We start from the raw sequence: 15,635 nt of genomic DNA on the forward strand, positions 1-15,635 counted from the left end.
AAGCCGAGGAGGTCCGATTGAACCGGAGCCAAAAGACGGCTCATGCGGAAAGCGTTCCCCTGAAGCGGAAATCAACAGCCAATATCAACAGAGCCGAATTCAACTACCCATTAAAGATCGTCGCAAAAATAAACGTAAACAAAATCGGTGCAATCCATATAATCGGCAGGCTGTTCACAAGTAGCATCTTTTTCCAGTTATAACGGTGATATGACATCCACGAGATCACAATTGCCACCATCAGCACAACCGGGTAAGATCCCACCGCATACAGCACCATCCGCCCTGCAAATGAACCATCCTGTTCAATATTCATCAGAGATACGCCGTAAAAAGTAAACCAGACCGGCAGAAATAACAAATAAAAAAACTGGCTTCCGAATAACAGTAAAGCCACCTTGGCGTTTTTCAACAGAAGGTCCTCCTCTAATCTTTCTTTAAAGCAAATAATATCATAAAGTCACCGTAACCTTCTTCTTCAAGCCGATTCTTAGGAATAAACCGGAGCGCTGCAGAATTAATGCAGTACCGCATGCCGCCTTTATCAGCAGGTCCGTCTTCAAACACATGTCCGAGGTGCGAATCAGCATGACGGCTTCTGACCTCCCGACGCGTGTTCTTCGTAGACACGTCCCACTTTTCTTCCACCATAGAATCAGTAATCGGCTTTGTGAACGAAGGCCATCCGCACCCTGCATCATACTGATCGCGCGATGAAAAGAGCGGCTCCCCTGATACGATGTCCACATAAATTCCTTCACGTCCATTATCCCAGTACTCATTTTCATATGGAGGCTCCGTCCCGTTCTCCTGCGTGACTTTATACTGCATCTCAGTCAGCTTTTCTTTCAAATACGTTCTGTCTTTCGGCCAGTATGTCCGCTGAAACTTTTCACGTCCTGAGCCCTGAACGTACAGGGCGTAACGAAAACTATTTTTCAGATCAAAATCCTGATGAAAATCTTCTGCCGGATAAAAAGAGCCCACTTCCCTGACCTCAGTCACAATCGGCTGATCAAAACGGCCGCTTTCAGCAAGTTCACTTTTCGACCGGAGCGCCTCCTGCTTCTGATCATCGGTATACGTAAAAATAATCGAGCGGTATGCTTCACCACGGTCTGAAAACTGTCCTTCAGCATCAGTTGGATCTGTCAGCGGCCAGTAAATATCGAGCAGCTCACGATACGAAATCCGCTCAGGATCATACTCAATATAAACAGCTTCCACATGTCCTGTGCCGCCATTTTTCACCTTTGAATAAACAGCATTCTCAGCTGAACCGCCCGTATAGCCCGAAATCACTTTTAAGACGCCTTCCCGCTCCTGGATCGGCCTGACCAGACACCAGAAACATCCGCCTGCAAACATTGCTTTTTCCATTTCACTCACCTCTATCTATTGCCGCGCTGCAGATAGCTCATCCAGTAGCAGACAACTGCTGCGGCAAGGGTTTTTTCATTATCCGAAAGCTCTTCACCGACTTTAACCAGATCCTGTCCATTGGACTTCTGAAACTGCGGCTTCATGGCGTACTCAAAGTACCCGTGCATATATGAAGCAAAAAACCTGCCATCCACTGTCGATAGATTAAAATCTCCCATCATCGACTTCGACTTCACATCACATAATAGTTCTCCATCAGCTGTATAAATTGCACCGTTCGTTCTTGTTAACTTTTTCTCTTCTTTATAATACCCGGCTGTTTCACCCCTGTGGTTTCTGATCTCAAGGACGTTCCGGCCATTTTCTTTCCGCTTTTGAAAAGCAACGGCTGGTTCATTATGAGAGGTGAAAATCCCTCCTGTAAAAGCGTAATACGTATCCAGCCCCGGGAAAAACATTGAAACTGCTCTTTTCCAAAACGGCAAATTGACAATTTTATAAGCACCGGTATATTCTCCGTCTTTATTTATAATGGTCAATGCCTCATAAGAACTGCCATTAAACTCAAAAATCCATTCCTTTTCATCGAGCAGCGAGCGCCCTTCAAGCTCGGCAGCCTCTGGCAGCCATCTTGCCTGTTTTTCTTTAGCTCTTATGTAAAAATACGGCCCTGATCCAATTGCTACAATCGGATACACCAGTACATTCAACCACTGGCTTTCCAGATAGATCATCAATGCTCCAGTCCCGACTATAAAAGCGATCCCTGCAATCAGCGCAATATTCTCTTTTTTCATTCCAGACACCCCGTTTCTTCTATAGCTTAGATACGTATGAAGGAAGCGGTTTGTTTCACAAAAGAAAAACCCCCAGGCTTCTGCGTGGGAGTCAGTCATCTATTTCAATCTATTTTTTAAATGCTGTGTCAATGTATTTCTTAACATTTCCGACGTCAGCGGCAAAATATCTCCTGTTGTCTTACGTCCTTCTCTTGCCAGTTGTAACCCTCTTGTTGCATCTTCATGATGCCACAGATAGACAATCGGACATTTGGAATACTCTCTGATTTGACGGTACCAGTAAAAGCCGTCGAAATAAGGCAGTTTTACATCCAAGAGCACCAAGTCTGGTTTTTCTTCGATGAAATGCTCTATAATCCGTTCAAAATCTGTGACCGGTATGGATTGATACCCCAGGTCTGAAACCTGTTCCGTGAGATCCAGGCGAAGGTCAGCGTTATCTTCAATAATCATGATTCGCTGCATGCTGATGACCTCCTTACATTTTCATTCCATAAGCAGAACGGTCACTTGTACTCTCTATTAAACTTTGAACTAAATACGCTCCTTACTAAAAACACTTTCGTTCAACAGATTGCGATCTGTTGTTCTCATCTTTTCACACTTAAGCACTTTTGTCAAAGGCTGTCAGCGAGAAGCCTGTTTACCTCTGATGTCATAGGCTTAAACGTGATATTCAAGAAATTCTAATTTATTGCCAAAAGGATCCCGCACAAAAAAACGGGTTCTTCCTTCAATCGGCTGTTCTTCCTGAATCGTGATATTCTCTTCAGTCAAACGAATGCGGAGCTGCTCCAGATTTTTTACCACGAAGGCTGGATGTGCTTTTCTTGGAGGCGTATAGGGCTCTTCACGGCCAATATGAATTTCCTGATTCCCACATAAAAACCAGCACCCGCCATTCCCGCGAAGATTAACAGGCTTAGGTGTCTCTTTCAACCCCAGAAGATCTATATAAAAGCGGCGTGCCTCATCTTCACTGCCTGCAGGCGCTGTTAACTGTACATGATCAATACCTTCAAACTGAAAACTCATCCCTTCATCTCCCTTATCTTTTCTTCAACAATTCTGATAAATGCAATTGGGTTTTCTCTCACTTTATAAGGAAAAAGCCCTTTTGTCGTATGAACATAGAGCAGTCCGAAACTTCTCATGCTTTCTTTATAGGAAAGATCAAGAATCTCGTGGAAATAAAATTCGTTGGAATCGTCAGTCAGTTTTTGAGGATAGAGATGAAGAAAACTTTCGTGTTCAATAATATGCTGTTCTTCCCATTCAATCTTTCGCGTGATCATAATATATGGCTGTGATGCAATACGGCTGATAAGAAACCCTCCTCTGTTTAGTAAAATACGGCCGATTCATTTACGCTCCAGGCGTAGGCTTTCCGGACAGCGGCCGCTGAGTCCCCGCCTTCCACTTCAATGAACCTCGTCTTTCTATACTTTCTAAGTCTTAAGATAAAAATATATTTATAAATGAGTGGTACCTCTAACAAACGTTTATAGATTTCATTTTGTTTACCTCCTATTATTTTAACGAATTTAACCCCGGAAAGATATCCGCAGGTCCTAACTGGTTAATGAATGATAGAAAAAACTTTCTCCCTACTGCTACCTATGTTGTAAGCGTTACCATTAACTGAATTGCACAACATTTTATAAAAATACGGTTGATTTTATTTTTATACATACCTATAATATGCCTAACATATTTTTTTGGAGTGATGGATGTGAAAGTTGGAATTATAGGAGCAACCGGCTATGGCGGTCTTGAGTTAATCAGACTTTTACATCGTCACAGCGGAATTTCTTCAATTGACCTGTTTACTTCTTCTGAAGAAGGAGAGTTGTTCTCTCATAAATATTCATACTTAATGAATATTTATGATACACCTCTTCATAAAATCAGAATTGAACATTTAGCTAAAATGGATGTGATTTTCACGAGTACACCAAGTGGCGTAACGAGTAAGCTGCTTCCTCCACTGATCGGCAAAGGGCCAAGAATCATTGATCTCTCAGGCGATTACCGGCTGTCAGCAAAGGATTACACTGAGTGGTACGGCAAAGATGCAGCACCGGAAACATCTTTGCAGAAGTCAGTATACGGACTGACGGAATGGAACCGCGGGGCAGTAAAAGATGCTGTCATGGTTGCAAACCCCGGCTGTTACCCGACAGCAGTGCTGCTCAGCCTGCTCCCGGCAGTGAAAAACGGACTGATTCTTACAGACAGCCTGATCATAGACGCTAAAAGCGGTGTGTCAGGTGCAGGAAACAAGCCGAATCAGATGACTCATTTCAGCGAAACCAATGAGAGTTTATCAATATATAAAGTAAATAAACATCAGCATATCCCTGAAATTGAAACCGGTCTTGCCCGGTTCGCGGAGAAGACACGACCCATCACCTTCAGCACTCACCTCGTGCCAATGACGCGGGGAATCTTGGCAGCCGCTTATGCACCGCTTGCTGACGGTGTAACTAAAAAGCAGCTGCAGGAATGTTATGAGGACAGTTACCGAAACGAAACGTTTGTCAGAGTGATGCCACCGGGACCGAAATTCAGCACAAACCAGGTATATGGATCAAATTACTGCGACCTTCAAGTCCACGTGGATCCGCGAACGAACCGCGCCACGATCGTCTCAGTCATTGATAACCTCGTAAAAGGTGCAGCCGGTCAGGCAATCCAGAATATGAACGTTCAATTTGGATTTAAAGAATCAGAAGGGCTTGATTTAGTCCCTTCGTATATTTAGTTGAAAATGAACAGCCAACTTAAAGCACACCGTACTTTTAAGGAGATGAAGTTTGTATGACGACTGTCTATCCATCGATTAAGAAGATTTCAGGGAATAATATTGCTTCGCCAATCGGATTTAAAGCTGCGGGTCTTCACTGCGGTATTAAACATAAAAAGAATGATCTTGCGCTGTTAGTCAGCGAAGTGCCTGCGAATGCAGCTGGTGTCTACACGACAAATGCCGTCCAGGCTGCTCCTTTAAAAGTAACGAAAGAGGCACTCGCTGTTGAGCAGAAGATGCAGGCAATTATCGTGAATTCAGGTAATGCCAATGCCTGTACCGGAAAACAGGGCTATGTGGATGCGCAGACGATGCAGCATTTAACAGCGAACCTTTTAAATATTGAACCTCACCTTGTAGGCGTCGCTTCTACTGGTGTCATTGGTGAAAAGCTGCCAATGGACAGACTGAAATACGGGATTCCAAAGCTTGAACCTGTAGCGGGTTTAAAAGGGTCAATCGACTTTTCACAGTCGATCTTAACGACTGATACTGTTTCGAAAAACACAGCATATAAAGTGGATATTGACGGTAAAACTGTGACAGTTGCCGGCACCGCAAAAGGATCCGGGATGATTCATCCGAATATGGCTACGATGCTTGGATTCATTTCAACAGATGCGGCCATTGAATCAGATCACCTGCACGGTGCATTGAAGTCAGTGGTCGACCGCTCATTCAACTCAATTACAGTCGATGGTGATACATCAACGAATGATATGGTGCTTGTCATGGCCAATGGTCTTGCGGAAAATGAGACGCTCACGCCATCCCACCCTGACTGGAAAGTATTTGTCCAGACACTGCTCCACGTCTGTGAAGACCTCGGAAAAATGATCGCGAAAGACGGCGAGGGTGCGACAAAGCTGATTGAAGTGGAAGTAAACGGCGCAAAAAATGATGAGGAAGCGCGGAAAATTGCTAAGACCGTTGTTGGATCACCTCTTGTGAAAACAGCTGCATTCGGTTGTGACGCCAACTGGGGACGCATATTAGCAGCCGTCGGATACAGCGGTATGACGATTGATCCGGAGGAAGTGGAGATCCTGATCGGTTCCACGCCTGTTGTCCGTGAAGGTGAGCCGCTCGCATTCTCAGAAGATGAACTGACTGAGTATTTAAAGCAGCCGGAAATCAAGTTAAAAGTGAATGTGAATCAAGGTGATGGAAAAGGACTGGCATGGGGGTGTGATCTGACTTATGACTACGTACAGATCAACGCAAGCTATAGAACCTGAGACAGTCGTAATCAAGCTCGGCGGCAGTTTACTCGAACGTCTGACGGCTGACTTTTTTAAAGGCATTCACCAGATGATTCAAAGCGGAAAACGGGTCATCATCGTGCACGGCGGCGGCCCCGCCATTAACCGCACCCTTCAGGAAGCAAATATACAAACACCGGTCATAAACGGCTTACGTGTAACGCCTGAAAAAGCCATCACGCTTGTTCAGACAACGCTGATTGGCTCAGTCAACCCATGGATCGTTCACCAGCTTGGACAGTCTGATATCAGGGCAGTCGGCTTAAGCGGCTTTGACGGCGGTCTGATTGAAGCGTCTTTTCTCGATAAAAACGTATATGGTTTTGTCGGGAAAATTGAGAAGGTTGACCCTTCAATCCTTCAGATGTTAAACGATGCGGTACCGGTTATTTCATGTATCGGCAGCACAGCTGATGGTCAGGCGTTGAATATTAATGCTGATACAGCCGCTGAAAAAGTGGCTGCTGCTATCGGTGCAGATGAGCTTTTGTTTGTCACGGATACACCCGGTATAAAAGTAAATGGCGCAACCATTTCAACAACGAATCCTGACGAGATCAAAGCCTGGATTGAAGACGGTACAATATATGGCGGTATGATTCCAAAAGTTCAGGCAGCAGCCGGCTGCCTGCAAAGCGGTATTCCAGCCGTCCGGATCGTCAATGAGATGCTAGAAGGCACAACCATTTTAAAGGAGGTGGCAGTCAGATGAGTGCACTGTTTCAAAATTACGCAAGGCGTTCCCTTCATATTGTCAAAGGTGAAGGCACAATCGTCTGGGATGATCAGGGTAAAAGCTATCTTGATTTCACCAGCGGCATTGCAGTTGTCAGTCTCGGACACAGCCACCCGAAAATGGTGAGTGCCATCCAGGCTCAGGCTGAAAATCTCTGGCATATCTCAAACCTGTTTGAAAGTCCTGCCCAGGAGACACTAGCAGCTGACTTAGTAAAAGATACATCTCTATCACGCGCGCTTTTCTGTAATAGCGGTGCAGAAGCGAATGAAGCAGCGATCAAGCTTGCCAGAAAAGCAACCGGAAAGCACGTGATTATCACATTTGAGCAGTCTTTTCATGGCAGAACAACCGGTGCGATGGCTGCAACCGGTCAGGATAAAGTAAAAGAAGGATTCGGACCGCTCATGCCTGAGTTCAGAACGATTCCTTTTAATGATCAGGATGCATTAAAAGAAGCCATTGATGAAAACACAGCAGCTGTTATGCTCGAAGTGATTCAGGGTGAAGGCGGCGTCAACCCGATTGACCCTGACTTTGCCGCAACGCTACAGCAGCTGTGTGAATCAAACGGACTTTTACTCATCATAGATGAAGTCCAGACCGGTATCGGCCGCACAGGCAGCCGCTACGCTTTTGAACAGACATCACTCAAGCCTGATATTGTGACACTTGCAAAAGGACTCGGCGGCGGCTTCCCTGTCGGTGCGATTCTCGGATCAGAGGCGTTAGCTGACCATTTCGGACCAGGAACGCACGGTTCCACATATGGTGGCAACCCGCTCGCAGTTACTGCGGCACAAACTGTCGTTGATCATGTGTTTGAAGAAGTGTTTCTTGAGGAAGTCCGGAAAAAAGGCGCATATCTCCGGGAACAGCTTGCTTCCCTATTTGGATTATCTAGCGTCACATGCGTCCGCGGTCAGGGCCTGATGCTCGGAATCGTCCTCAGCACAGATGCCGCGCCGATTGTGAAAAAAGCAGAGGAAAACGGGTTGTTGCTCGTGCCAGCCGGACCAAATGTCATCAGGCTGCTGCCTCCGCTGACTGTCAGTTATGAGGAATGTAGACAGGCTGCCGCGGTGCTTGAGAAAACGATGATGCAGGTTGAGTATACGGTTAGTTGAGGTTTTTTGAGGTTCGACGTAAAATCATGGGTGTTCGGCGTAAATCATCGCTGGTTCGAAGTTTAATCACTCGTGTTCGACGAAAAAACGGTATAGTTCGACACTAAGTCACCAATGTTCGCCACTTAGTGTAATTTGACCTATACCAGTCGCGCATCCAGCCAAACCCAAATACCAGCTGTCCTGGAATTCACTTTCCTGGACAGTCTTCTTATTAACTAAAATGAATAAAATTACATTATAATTTATATTTATACAAAAGGAGGCGGTTCTCATGAAAGGAACGCTGTCACTGTCGAATGGACAGTCATTCGAAGGATCATGGAAAGGCGCAGTTAAAGACGTACAGGGAGAAATCGTCTTCTTCACAGGGATGACAGGCTACGAGGAAGTACTTACAGACCCGTCCTATTATGGACAAATCATTGTATTTTCCTACCCGCTGATGGGCCAGTACGGAATTCAGAATCTGCATCTTGAATCATCTGATATTCAACCTGCAGGTATTGTTGTCACTGAACTATATGAAGGGACGCTTGAGCGCGGATTTTCACTTTTAGAGTTTGCTGTGATGCACAATGTCCCCATTATGACAGGCGTGGACACGCGCTCTGTCATTCAGACAATCCGCGAAGACGGTACGATGCAGGCGGTGATGCAGCTTGAAGGAAAGCCGCTTCCTGCCTGGGAGCCAATCCGCACATTTGTCGTGCCGCATGTAACAGCGAAAGAGGCTGTGACTTATGGGGAAGGTTCACCTCATATCGGATTGATTGATTTCGGTTATAAAAAGTCCATTTTACAGGCGCTATTGGACCGTGGCTGTACGGTGACTGTATTTCCGTATACGGTATCCACGAGCGAATTGATGAGTACGCCATTAGATGGATTACTGTTTTCAAATGGCCCTGGGGACCCTGCATCTCTTATGCATAAAATTGATGATTACCGCGCATGGGCGAATGTATATCCGACACTTGGGATCTGCCTTGGTCATCAATTGCTCGCGATTGCTTTTGGTGCTTCAACTGAAAAGCTGGCGTTTGGACACCGTGGTGCGAATCACCCTGTCATGAATGTAAAAACGAAGCGCGTCAGCATGAGCTCGCAAAATCACAGCTACGTAGTAAAGGAGGGTTCTATTCCTTCTAACGTAGACATTTTATATACAAATGTAAATGACAGCAGTGTGGAAGGTCTGCAGCATCAGAATCTTCCACTGTTGACTGTTCAGTTCCACCCGGAGGCTTCCCCGGGACCGGCTGAGCATCATGAAGTATTCGATTCATTTTTTAATTTGATCTATCAGGAAAAGAAGGTGTCACAACATGCCTAAACAGCAGGAAATTAAGAAAGTACTTGTAATCGGGTCGGGTGCGATTGTGATCGGTCAGGCCGCTGAGTTTGACTATTCAGGCACTCAGGCCTGCACCGCGCTTCGTGAAGAAGGAATCGAAGTCATTCTGATCAATAATAATCCGGCAACGATTATGACAGATGAAACGACTGCAGACCGCGTGTATTTTGAACCACTGACAGTTGAAAGTGTGAAAGAGATTCTTGAAAAGGAAAAACCGGACGGACTGCTTGCTACAGTTGGCGGTCAGACGGGATTGAACCTCGCAATGGCACTGACTGATCAGGGGATTCTTGATGAGTACGGCGTGAAGCTGCTTGGCACAGATATTCACTCCATCAAAAAAGCGGAAGATCGTGAAGCTTTCCGTTCATTGATGAAAGAACTGAACGAGCCTGTTCCGGACAGTGAAATTATTTATAACGAAAAGGAAGCTCTGGCATTTGCTGATACATGCGGCTACCCGATTATCGTGCGCCCTGCTTATACACTTGGCGGCTTTGGCGGCGGGATTGCTCTTGACCAGGAGACTTACCTGACGCTTGTCAAACAGGGGCTATCTGCAAGTCCGATTCATCAGTGCCTCGTTGAAAAAAGCATTGCAGGCTATAAGGAAATTGAGTATGAAGTGATGCGTGATGCAGCGGGTACATGCATTACGATTTGTAATATGGAAAACCTCGATCCGGTTGGTGTGCATACCGGCGACTCGATTGTGACAGCGCCGAGTCAGACGCTGCATGATAAAGAGTATCATATGCTCAGAACATCTTCGATTAAGATTATTGAAGCGCTCGGCATTGTCGGCGGATGTAATATTCAGTTCGCGCTGCACCCTTCAAGCGGCGATTATTTCCTGATTGAAGTGAACCCGCGTGTGAGCCGTTCATCTGCCCTTGCGTCAAAAGCAACCGGTTATCCGATTGCACGACTTGCTGCAAAACTTGCAGTCGGTTATTACCTGCATGAATTGAAAAATCCCGTGACAGGAACGACATTTGCAAGCTTCGAGCCGGCACTTGATTACGTCACTGTTAAAATTCCGCGCTGGCCGTTTGACCAGTTTACGAATGCGAACCGCAAGCTTGGAACCCAGATGAAAGCAACGGGTGAAGTCATGGCGATTGAACGTTCAATCGAAGCAGCTTTTCAAAAAGCGATCCGCTCACTTGATCAGAAAATTGACGGCCTCTTCCTCCCTGCCCTGTCACATTTTACGACAAAGGAGCTTGAAGTACTTGTAAAAGAGCCGGATGACCGCAGACTGTTTGCAATTTTTGAGCTTTTAAAAAGAGGCATTTCAACCTCAACACTGCATGACTGGACAAAAATTTCACCCTATTACCTGTCAGTACTTTCAAGACTTGTTCAGGCGCAATGTTCTTATGAAGAGCTTGCCTGGCCTGAAGTGACAAAGGACAAATTGCTGGCAGCAAAAAAACTGGGCTTCACTGATAAGCAGCTTGCAGGCTGCTGGAATGTTCCTGTTTCCCTGATCAAGCAGCAGCGTGAAAAGTGGCAGATCACTCCTTCATACAGAATGGTTGATACGTGCGCAGCTGAGTTTGAAGCGAAGACGAATTACTTTTATTCAACGTGGAGCGGCTCTTCTGATACACGCAACAGCAATAAACCGAAAGTTGCTGTTATCGGTTCAGGCCCGATCCGTATCGGTCAAGGAATTGAGTTCGACTACTGCTGCGTTCACAGTGTACTTGCCCTGCAGAAGATGGGTTATGAAGCAGTTTTGATCAATAACAACCCTGAAACGGTCAGTACGGATTATGAAGTCGCAGATGCGCTCTACTTTGAGCCGTTATGCGCTGAAGATATTATGAACGTGCTTGAATTTGAAGGTATCACTGCAGTCATTGTGCAGTTTGGTGGACAGACGTCTATTAATGTAGCAAAAGAGCTTGAAGATGCGGGATATAACCTGCTCGGTTCCACTTCTGACATTCTGGATGAGATGGAAGACCGCGACCGCTTCTACACATTTTTAAAAAACGCAGGACTGCCGGTGATTCCGGGATTTACTGCGAACCAGCCGGCAGAAGTCTGGCAGGCTGCAGATGACCTAAATTATCCGATTCTGTTACGTCCTTCTTATGTGATTGGTGGCAGCGGAATGATCAAGCTGAACAGCGATGAAGAACTCGAAGCCTATTTAGCTTCAGCGCAGATTGAATACCCGGTCCTTGTTGATAAATTTATTCAGGGGAAAGAAACTGAAGTTGATGTCCTGTCTGATGGAAAAACTGCCTGGGTCACAGCTGTCTATGAGCATATCGAAGGAACCGGTGTCCATTCAGGCGATAGTATTGCAATCACACCGCCTCTGTCACTCTCAGCTTCGATGCTTGATCAGGTATGTGATACAGCGGTTCATATTGCGAAGAAGCTCGATTTCAAGGGACTTTTCAATATCCAGTTCGTCTGTCAGGACAGCGGACTATATGTCATAGAAATTAATCCGCGTGCTTCAAGAACAGTGCCGATCAGCAGTAAATCAACGAATGTTCCACTCGTTCAGCATGCAACATCTATCATGCTTGGCAAAAAGCTGAATGAACTCGGCATCTCACAAATTTTCAACGGACAACGCGGCTTTACAGTCAAAGCACCTGTCTTCTCACATATCAAGCTGCCAGGCCTGTCTCCTGAGCTGACGCCTGTGATGACATCAACTGGTGAAGTCATGGCTTCTGACAGAGACCCTGAAATCGCAATGAAAAAAGCATTATCCGGTGCAAGCCAGCAGCTCGCTGACTTATGGAGCGGCGGCAGCATCTATATCACAGATCAGCAGGAAACCGGACTGATTAAATCATGGCAGGAAAAAGGCTTTTTAGTCTACACACCTGAAACAGCCGATTTCTCTGAATGGATGGACCGCGATGATAAAAAAGCGGTGATTTCACTTGAAGCTGATCCCGATAAAGTCAGAACAGCAGCGATTCACCGCCTGCACGTCTGGACAAGAAAAGAAACTGCGGAAGCATTTTTCAACACGCTTCCCAAAAAAGGAGTTTTCGTATGAATATGCTCATTCCCACACTTCAGCATAAAGATCTGCTGACGTTAAGAGACTATACATCTAACGAAATATTAGAGTTAATTGAATTTGCAGCTGAACTGAAAAAGCCTGAAAATAAGCACCTTCCTCTTTTACAGGGGAAAGTGCTCGGGATGATCTTCGAGAAATCATCGACCCGTACGCGCGTGTCGTTCGAAGCAGGCATGCTGCAGCTCGGCGGACATGCGATGTACCTGAGCACAAAAGATATCCAAATGGGACGCGGCGAGACAATTGCTGATACTGCACGCGTCCTGTCAGGCTATCTTGATGGCATCATGATCCGTACATTTGCACAAAGTACAGTATCTGAGCTTGCTGAAAACGGCTCTATTCCTGTGATCAACGGACTGACTGATGATTATCATCCGTGTCAGACGCTTGCTGATCTGCTCACCATCCATGAAACGTTCGGGTCATTTAAGCATAAAAAGCTGGCATATATCGGTGACGGCAACAACGTCGCGCATTCGCTCATGATCAGTGCTGCAAAAACAGGGATGCACTTCACGCTCGCCTGTCCGGCAGGCTTCGAGCCAAATCAGGAAATTCTGGCATATGCACAGGCTGAAGGCACTAAAACAGGTGCGGACATCACCGTTACACACGATCCGGCAGAAGCAGCGACAGGCGCTCACGTGATCTACACTGACGTCTGGGCAAGCATGGGGCAGGAAGCCGAACAGGCAGCACGACTGAAGGCGTTTGAAGGCTTCCAGGTCAATGAATCGCTTGCTGCACACGCAGACCCTGACTATATTTTCATGCACTGTCTCCCTGCCCACCGTGAAGAAGAGGTAAGCACAGCTATTCTTGAAGGTGAGCATTCGGTTGTCTTCCGTGAAGCGGAAAACAGATTACATGCGCAAAAAGCTTTGCTTGTTGCGCTGATGGGGAAGTGATTACTGCGGCTGAGACATTCCATCTCAGCCGCTTTTTCCTGAGCACTCACAAAATCACTCTCATATGGTGAACGCTGCACAATATGCTATAATAAACGGCATCTATTAACGAACGGAGGCAGACTGTATGCTTACTTTTGAACAAAAGCTTGAAATCATTGAATCATTTGAAGAATTAACGCGGCATAACGTATCGCTTGGACGGGTTAATTTTCATTTTGAAGGAAGCATCCGTGAAAAGAAAACGGTTGTCTACCACCTTCATCCAAACGGAAACGGCTTTGTCTATACTGCACATTTGAATGACTATCCATCTGACGCAAAAGGAATGACAAATATCCGTGATTGCAGCGAAGAGGATCTGCGCAGTATCATTGCAGCGTCTATTGATTCTCTCATGACTGAAGAACTCGCTGACTTTGAACCTTTCACAGATGAACCGTGGGTCAATGCAAACGGTCAGGAACTGATGCTGACACGTGAAGACGCTGATACTTGGAGCGTCTATGCTGACGATATGCTCGACGGGATCTTCACCACATATGAAGAAGCTGCATCTTACCTGGATCAGGAAGGCTTCTCGAAAAAAACGCGCTGATTGGCGCGTTTTTTGTTTAGGGTTATGTGGTTGGGTTCGGCGTAATACAGTGGATGTTCAGCGTTGAAGGGCGATGTTTCGGCGAATGTAAGGCAAACTTCGAAGGATAACATTGAATGTTCGACGCTTAAAGTGAATTGTTCGCTTTATCGGGTCATATGACCTACCCCCTATCCGCCACTCCCACCCGTTCCCACACACAAAAAACCCGGTTACAGGCATCTCTGCCCGCTCCGGGTTCACTCTCCACTGATTATAAACGATCTTTATTTCTAAAATGATTTTCTTCCATTAACAGTCGACGTTCCTTCTCTTCCTTATCGAGTCTAGGGTCATGAGATGGCTTTGCACGATCACGGTCGCGCAGCGTTGTTTCCTCTCCCGGGTGCTCCTGGTGGGCATGTTCATTGGGATTCTGCTCAGAAATGTCTTCCTGACCACGCAGACGGCCTTTGCTGTCAGCTTCAGCTTTAACATCTCTGTCACTGTTAGCCTGGCTTCTGTCCACCCATACTGATTCCTGTCCATCCACCACACGGCGGTTGTTATCCGCTCCACCATGCTCTTCCGGTGGTTCAACCTCTTCATGACGGTGTTTACCAGACGGATCTCCCTGGTAGTTCGGCTGATCCGGTCTGACCTGGCCGCGCGGTGTACCGGCATCTACTGCGTCAGGTGAAAACTCTTCATCTCCCTGGCCTCCGCCATATTGCTTCTTATCATGTTCAGAAGGCTCAAGGATTTTGCCGCGGTCATCCGGTGCACGATATTCTTCAGGATCTTCATCATGACGATCTGCTGCAGCGGCATCTTTATGTCCTGAATGATCAGGTGTGCGCTGTTCTTCAGCTCTGATCACATCTTCTCTGCTGTCATTGACCGGCTGTGTTGGTTCGGGATTATCAATATTCGGATCAACATAACGGTCGCGATCACCCAGTGCGCGGTCATGATCCACACCTGCAGTGTTATGGTCTGTTCGTTCAGCGAGCGGTCTGCCGGCACCTTCAGCAGCTGATGTACGGCTGTGCGTCTGGTCCTCTGTAAAATTCGTTCCGCTCACCTGATGATCTGCACGTGAATCCGGATCAAGTCCACCGGCTGCCGGACTTACATAATCATCGTTCTCATCTGCATAAGCACTATCGGCATATAATAAATATGCACCGTTTCGTACTTCATCGTAATAACGTTCCGCATCTTCTTTTTCCATTCCCATACGGTCAAATGCTTCTCTTACAGAAGAATCTCCTGCAACAAATGCTTTGAATTTATCCCACCAGTTTCCTTCAACTGCTTCGATATCAGCGTCAGTGCGTCCTCTTACCAGTGACAATTCATCTTTATCACGTGCAACTACATACATATCACTTTCTTTGTATCCCTGTAATTTAAGGTCTTCGATTTTCTTTAGAACATCCTGTTCTGAATGAAATGTTTCTACAAATGTTTTTGACATGGTAGTTCCTCCTCTGGAGTCGTTCTGAATTTTTTCAACATAGTTTGGAAATACCCTGTCTATGAAATGTTAAAACAACCTGAAGTGTTTCGTAATGGTAAATAATGATATTTACCTACTAATTGT

General features: G+C 46.0%; 15 protein-coding genes. 8 read left to right on the top strand and 7 right to left on the bottom strand.

All coding sequences use genetic code 11. The features are described from left to right. Positions 1-103: 103 nt before the first annotated feature. The 6 genes from KP77_RS15210 to KP77_RS15235 all read right to left on the bottom strand — a co-directional run bounded on the left by KP77_RS15210 (position 104) and on the right by KP77_RS15235 (position 3,478). The gene (locus KP77_RS15210; RefSeq protein WP_041123603.1) at positions 104-412 is read right to left on the bottom strand and encodes a hypothetical protein; all 309 of its coding nucleotides are present in this window, start codon (positions 410-412) and stop codon (positions 104-106) included. Between the two features lie 14 nt (positions 413-426). After that, positions 427-1,395 (bottom strand): peptide-methionine (R)-S-oxide reductase MsrB, encoded by a 969-nt coding sequence (gene msrB, locus KP77_RS15215; RefSeq protein ID WP_041123604.1) that lies wholly within the window; start codon positions 1,393-1,395, stop codon positions 427-429. Next, complete coding sequence (locus tag KP77_RS15220; RefSeq protein ID WP_041123605.1) at positions 1,392-2,180, bottom strand: hypothetical protein; 789 nt, start codon at positions 2,178-2,180, stop codon at positions 1,392-1,394. Before KP77_RS15220 ends, msrB begins: the two co-directional genes overlap by 4 nt. Before the next feature lie 99 nt (positions 2,181-2,279). Continuing rightward, on the bottom strand, positions 2,280-2,648 hold the full coding sequence (locus tag KP77_RS18560; protein WP_052474321.1) for a response regulator: 369 nt from the start codon (positions 2,646-2,648) through the stop codon (positions 2,280-2,282). A 198-nt stretch (positions 2,649-2,846) separates the two neighbouring features. Then, a complete protein-coding gene (locus KP77_RS15230; protein WP_041123606.1) occupies positions 2,847-3,218 on the bottom strand; it encodes a VOC family protein in 372 nt (123 codons plus the stop codon). Then, positions 3,215-3,478, bottom strand: coding sequence for a hypothetical protein (locus KP77_RS15235; protein WP_041123607.1), 264 nt, complete (start codon positions 3,476-3,478; stop codon positions 3,215-3,217). The genes KP77_RS15230 and KP77_RS15235 overlap by 4 nt, the downstream gene beginning before the upstream one ends. Before the next feature lie 437 nt (positions 3,479-3,915). Here KP77_RS15235 and argC point away from each other — a divergent pair, with 437 nt between their 5' ends. The 8 genes from argC to KP77_RS15275 all read left to right on the top strand — a co-directional run bounded on the left by argC (position 3,916) and on the right by KP77_RS15275 (position 14,050). Further along, positions 3,916-4,947 (top strand): N-acetyl-gamma-glutamyl-phosphate reductase, encoded by a 1,032-nt coding sequence (gene argC / locus KP77_RS15240; RefSeq protein WP_041123608.1) that lies wholly within the window; start codon positions 3,916-3,918, stop codon positions 4,945-4,947. A gap of 56 nt (positions 4,948-5,003) precedes the next feature. Continuing rightward, on the top strand, positions 5,004-6,230 hold the full coding sequence (gene argJ / locus KP77_RS15245) for a bifunctional ornithine acetyltransferase/N-acetylglutamate synthase (RefSeq protein ID WP_041123609.1): 1,227 nt from the start codon (positions 5,004-5,006) through the stop codon (positions 6,228-6,230). Continuing rightward, positions 6,193-6,966: an acetylglutamate kinase gene (argB, locus tag KP77_RS15250; protein WP_041123610.1), complete on the top strand. Its 774-nt coding sequence runs from the start codon at positions 6,193-6,195 to the stop codon at positions 6,964-6,966. Before argJ ends, argB begins: the two co-directional genes overlap by 38 nt. Further along, positions 6,963-8,117 carry an acetylornithine transaminase gene (locus tag KP77_RS15255; protein ID WP_041123611.1) on the top strand — a complete coding sequence of 385 codons (1,155 nt, stop codon included), beginning with the start codon at positions 6,963-6,965 and terminating at the stop codon, positions 8,115-8,117. The genes argB and KP77_RS15255 overlap by 4 nt, the downstream gene beginning before the upstream one ends. 274 nt (positions 8,118-8,391) lie before the next feature. Beyond that, positions 8,392-9,453, top strand: a complete 1,062-nt coding sequence (locus KP77_RS15260) for a carbamoyl phosphate synthase small subunit (RefSeq protein ID WP_041123612.1) — start codon at positions 8,392-8,394, stop codon at positions 9,451-9,453. Next, positions 9,446-12,514 (top strand): carbamoyl phosphate synthase large subunit, encoded by a 3,069-nt coding sequence (locus KP77_RS15265; RefSeq protein ID WP_041123613.1) that lies wholly within the window; start codon positions 9,446-9,448, stop codon positions 12,512-12,514. Before KP77_RS15260 ends, KP77_RS15265 begins: the two co-directional genes overlap by 8 nt. Then, positions 12,511-13,452, top strand: a complete 942-nt coding sequence (gene argF / locus KP77_RS15270) for an ornithine carbamoyltransferase (RefSeq protein WP_041123614.1) — start codon at positions 12,511-12,513, stop codon at positions 13,450-13,452. Before KP77_RS15265 ends, argF begins: the two co-directional genes overlap by 4 nt. Before the next feature lie 127 nt (positions 13,453-13,579). Next, on the top strand, positions 13,580-14,050 hold the full coding sequence (locus KP77_RS15275; protein ID WP_041123615.1) for a hypothetical protein: 471 nt from the start codon (positions 13,580-13,582) through the stop codon (positions 14,048-14,050). Between the two features lie 253 nt (positions 14,051-14,303). Here the strand turns inward: KP77_RS15275 and KP77_RS17690 are convergent, their stop codons facing one another. Further along, complete coding sequence (locus tag KP77_RS17690) at positions 14,304-15,509, bottom strand: general stress protein (RefSeq protein ID WP_052474323.1); 1,206 nt, start codon at positions 15,507-15,509, stop codon at positions 14,304-14,306. Between the last annotated feature and the right edge of the window lie 126 nt (positions 15,510-15,635).

This window comes from Jeotgalibacillus alimentarius (assembly GCF_000829445.1).
In the GTDB taxonomy this organism is placed as follows: domain Bacteria; phylum Bacillota; class Bacilli; order Bacillales; family Jeotgalibacillaceae; genus Jeotgalibacillus; species Jeotgalibacillus alimentarius.

Excerpts from the sequence above, each read along its gene's own strand:
- KP77_RS15220 (WP_041123605.1), bottom strand. The coding sequence starts at position 2,180 with ATGAAAAAAGAGAATATTGCGCTGATTGCAGGGATCGCTTTTATAGTC.
- KP77_RS18560 (WP_052474321.1), bottom strand. The coding sequence starts at position 2,648 with ATGCAGCGAATCATGATTATTGAAGATAACGCTGACCTTCGCCTGGAT.
- KP77_RS15230 (WP_041123606.1), bottom strand. The coding sequence starts at position 3,218 with ATGAGTTTTCAGTTTGAAGGTATTGATCATGTACAGTTAACAGCGCCT.
- KP77_RS15235 (WP_041123607.1), bottom strand. The coding sequence starts at position 3,478 with ATGATCACGCGAAAGATTGAATGGGAAGAACAGCATATTATTGAACAC.
- argJ (WP_041123609.1), top strand. The coding sequence starts at position 5,004 with ATGACGACTGTCTATCCATCGATTAAGAAGATTTCAGGGAATAATATT.
- argB (WP_041123610.1), top strand. The coding sequence starts at position 6,193 with ATGACTACGTACAGATCAACGCAAGCTATAGAACCTGAGACAGTCGTA.
- KP77_RS15255 (WP_041123611.1), top strand. The coding sequence starts at position 6,963 with ATGAGTGCACTGTTTCAAAATTACGCAAGGCGTTCCCTTCATATTGTC.
- KP77_RS15260 (WP_041123612.1), top strand. The coding sequence starts at position 8,392 with ATGAAAGGAACGCTGTCACTGTCGAATGGACAGTCATTCGAAGGATCA.
- KP77_RS15265 (WP_041123613.1), top strand. The coding sequence starts at position 9,446 with ATGCCTAAACAGCAGGAAATTAAGAAAGTACTTGTAATCGGGTCGGGT.
- argF (WP_041123614.1), top strand. The coding sequence starts at position 12,511 with ATGAATATGCTCATTCCCACACTTCAGCATAAAGATCTGCTGACGTTA.
- KP77_RS15275 (WP_041123615.1), top strand. The coding sequence starts at position 13,580 with ATGCTTACTTTTGAACAAAAGCTTGAAATCATTGAATCATTTGAAGAA.
- KP77_RS17690 (WP_052474323.1), bottom strand. The coding sequence starts at position 15,509 with ATGTCAAAAACATTTGTAGAAACATTTCATTCAGAACAGGATGTTCTA.